This window comes from Streptomyces sp. WELS2 (assembly GCF_013870595.1).
Taxonomy (GTDB): domain Bacteria; phylum Actinomycetota; class Actinomycetes; order Streptomycetales; family Streptomycetaceae; genus Streptomyces.
Genome location: NZ_JACBWZ010001125.1, coordinates 1 through 1,696, shown reverse-complemented (window position 1 = coordinate 1,696; position 1,696 = coordinate 1). Strand labels below are relative to the sequence as shown.

At 72.9% G+C, this 1,696-nt stretch carries 1 protein-coding gene; it reads right to left on the bottom strand.

Annotated features, from left to right (window positions below; genetic code table 11):
* The coding region (pgm, locus tag H5J33_RS34270; RefSeq protein ID WP_181798561.1) for a phosphoglucomutase (alpha-D-glucose-1,6-bisphosphate-dependent) at positions 1-1,624 on the bottom strand (1,624 nt) is incomplete at its 3' end.
* Positions 1,625-1,696: the final 72 nt, after the last annotated feature.

Here is a 1,696-nt window from a genome sequence, read left to right as displayed (position 1 = left end):
CCAGCACCACGGCCTGGGCCTCCTCCTGCACCCGGGCCAGGTGGTCCTGGCCGAGGAAGGACTCGGCGTACACCTTGTAGACGTCCTCGGTGCCCGAGGGCCGGGCGGCGAACCAGGCGTTCTCGGTGGTGACCTTGATGCCGCCGATCGCGGCGCCGTTGCCGGGCGCCTCGGTGAGCACGGCCGTGACCGGCTCCCCGGCCAGTGTGTCCGCGGTGACCTGGGCCGGTGACAACTTGCCGAGCAGCGCCTTCTGTTCGCGGGTGGCGGGCGCGTCGATGCGGGCGTAGGCGGGGGCGCCGAAGCGGTCGGTCAGTTCCGCGTAGTGCTCCGACGGCGTCCGGTCGGTGACCGCCGTGATCTCGGCGGCGAGCAGGGCCAGGATGATGCCGTCCTTGTCGGTGGTCCACACCGAGCCGTCCCGGCGCAGGAAGGAGGCGCCGGCCGACTCCTCGCCGCCGAACCCGAGGTCGCCGCCGACGAGCCCGTCCACGAACCACTTGAACCCGACCGGCACCTCGACCAGCCGGCGGCCGAGGTCGGCGGCGACCCGGTCGATCATGGTGGAGGAGACCAGGGTCTTGCCGACGCCCGCGGCCTCCGGCCACCTCTCGCGGTGCCGGAAGAGGTAGGAGATGGCGACCGCGAGGTAGTGGTTCGGGTTCATCAGGCCCGCGTCCGGGGTGACGATGCCGTGCCGGTCGGCGTCGGCGTCGTTGCCGGTGGCGATGCGGAAGCGGTCGCGCTGCTCGATCAGGGAGGCCATCGCGTACGGCGAGGAGCAGTCCATGCGGATCTGGCCGTCCCAGTCCAGGGTCATGAACCGCCAGGTGGGGTCGGTGTGCGGGTTGACCACCGTCAGGTCGATGCCGTGCTGTTCGGCGATCCGGCCCCAGTAGGCGACGGAGGCGCCGCCGAGCGGGTCGGCGCCGATACGCACCCCGGCCGCGCGGACGGCGTCCAGGTCCAGCACGCTGGGCAGGTCGCCGACGTAGGCGCCGAGGAAGTCGTAGCGGCCGGTGGTGTCCGCGGCGAGCGCGCGGGCGTACGGCAGCCGGCGTACGTCCTTCAGGCCGCCCGCGATGATCTGGTTGGCGCGGTCCTGGATCCAGGCGGTGGCGTCGGAGGCGGCGGGGCCGCCGCTCGGCGGGTTGTACTTGAAGCCGCCGTCGGCGGGCGGGTTGTGCGAGGGGGTGACCATCACGCCGTCGGCCAGGCCCGAGGCGCGGCCCCGGTTGTGCGTCAGGATCGCGTGCGAGACGGCGGGGGTGGGCGTGTAGCCGTCCGCGTCGTCGATGAGCACGTTCACCTCGTTGGCGGCGAAGACCTCCAGCGCGGTGGCCTTCGCGGGCTCGGACAGGGCGTGCGTGTCGGCGCCCAGGAAGAGCGGGCCGTCCGTGCCCTGGGCGGCACGGTATTCGCAGATGGCCTGGCTGGTGGCGGCGATGTGGTCCTCGTTGAAGGCGCTCGCCAGGGACGAGCCTCGGTGCCCCGAGGTGCCGAACGCCACCCGCTGTGCCGGGTCGGCCGGGTCGGGGTGCAGCGTGTAGTACGCCGTGACCAGACGGGCCACGTCGACAAGGTCCTCGGGACGGGCCGGCCGGCCGGCTCGTTCGTGCGGCATGAGTACGGTTCCTCCGCATCGGTGGGTCGTTCGCTCACCGCTCATCTTTCCTCCTGGGGGGCGCGCTCGGCG